General features: G+C 42.3%; 3 protein-coding genes. 2 read left to right on the top strand and 1 reads right to left on the bottom strand.

Going from position 1 to position 1,226, the window contains the following annotated elements:
* A partial coding sequence (locus BLV54_RS15270; RefSeq protein WP_143032551.1) for an IS3 family transposase occupies positions 1 to 148 on the top strand: 148 nt, incomplete at its 5' end.
* 28 nt (positions 149 to 176) lie between these two features.
* On the opposite strand, the gene BLV54_RS15275 is transcribed toward BLV54_RS15270, so the two are convergent.
* The gene (locus BLV54_RS15275) at positions 177 to 389 is read right to left on the bottom strand and encodes a hypothetical protein (RefSeq protein ID WP_090572421.1); all 213 of its coding nucleotides are present in this window, start codon (positions 387 to 389) and stop codon (positions 177 to 179) included.
* Positions 390 to 483: 94 nt separating this feature from the next.
* Between BLV54_RS15275 and BLV54_RS15280 the strand changes: the two genes are divergently transcribed.
* Positions 484 to 1,134, top strand: coding sequence for a restriction endonuclease (locus BLV54_RS15280; protein ID WP_218132449.1), 651 nt, complete (start codon positions 484 to 486; stop codon positions 1,132 to 1,134).
* The last annotated feature ends 92 nt before the right edge of the window (positions 1,135 to 1,226 follow it).

Here is a 1,226-nt window from a genome sequence, read left to right on the forward strand (position 1 = left end):
CCATTATCAGAATCGATATGAGGCACAACAAGATATATTAAATTACATATCCATGTTCTATAACAGCCATCGACTACATTCTTATTTGGATTATAGAAGTCCCATTCAATTTGAAGCTGAAAGGGCAGAACTTAAAAAAGTCGCTTAACTGGGTTGTCACAAATTACTTGACCATGTTAGAAAGCATCAAGTACGTTAACGAAACCGTAGCGTAACGTATGGGATATCATTTCATCTTTCTCTATTACACCCTGATTAAACGCCCGTAGCTTATCCAAAAATGTACTCTGCTCACTTGTACCTTGTTTTGGATGTTCTTTTAGGTGTTCGCAAAGGTGTGCAGCATAGGGCACTGCAAGTTCTTCAAGAGTAATTTGAGTTTTTCCCAATATTAGAACTTGCTAATTAACTGATAGTTATAACAAGAAATTATTTTTTAATCTTAATTCCCATTAGAGGGATTAGCTTCTAATTGATGGAAAAATGATGGCACGAAGAAAAACTGGTCTTGGAGAAGATTTGCTGGATATTACAAGTGCGCTTCCATGGTGGATGGGAGTTGTTCTTGCTGTTATCGCCTATGGCGTTTTGCAGCATTACGCTTCACTTGGAATGCCGACAAGTCCTGTGCCGGGGCAGATGGGTTACATGGTGGTTGAACAAATGGGCCGAACTTTCGCTTATTATGGGCAATACATTTTGCCACCGCTATTTTTATTTGGTGCATTTGCATCTTTTCTCAAACGGCGCAAGCGGAAGGATCTAGTTCGCGCTGTTGGTGAAGGTAAAGCAGGAAATGTTCTGCGCGACATTACGTGGAGAGATTTCGAGTTGCTGGTAGGAGAAGCTTTCCGTATGCATGGATTTTCAATTGTTGAAACTGGCGGAGGAGGGGCTGATGACGGCATTGATCTCGTGCTCAGAAAAGAAGGCGAATTTTTTCTTGTTCAGTGCAAACAGCGGCGAGCTTATAAAGTCTCAGTCAACATTGTGCGTGAGCTGCTTGGCGTGATGGTAGCAAAGGGAGCAACGGGTGGATTCGTTGTAACCTCTGGAGTATTTACAACGGAGGCAAAGTCATTCGCCAAGGGGCGAAATATCGAACTACTTGACGGTTCAGCACTCACAACGTGATGTGGCTCCCTGTAACTGGACAACCTGAAAGAAAGTTAAGCTCTGACATATAAAGTTAATCAGGTTCAGGCAACCCGATTGATTCTTTGGTG

Source organism: Nitrosomonas sp. Nm33 (assembly GCF_900107265.1).
Classification (GTDB): domain Bacteria; phylum Pseudomonadota; class Gammaproteobacteria; order Burkholderiales; family Nitrosomonadaceae; genus Nitrosomonas.

Bases quoted from the DNA above. Each gene is read 5' to 3' on its own strand.
- BLV54_RS15280 (WP_218132449.1), top strand. From the start codon at position 484: ATGATGGCACGAAGAAAAACTGGTCTTGGAGAAGATTTGCTGGATATT.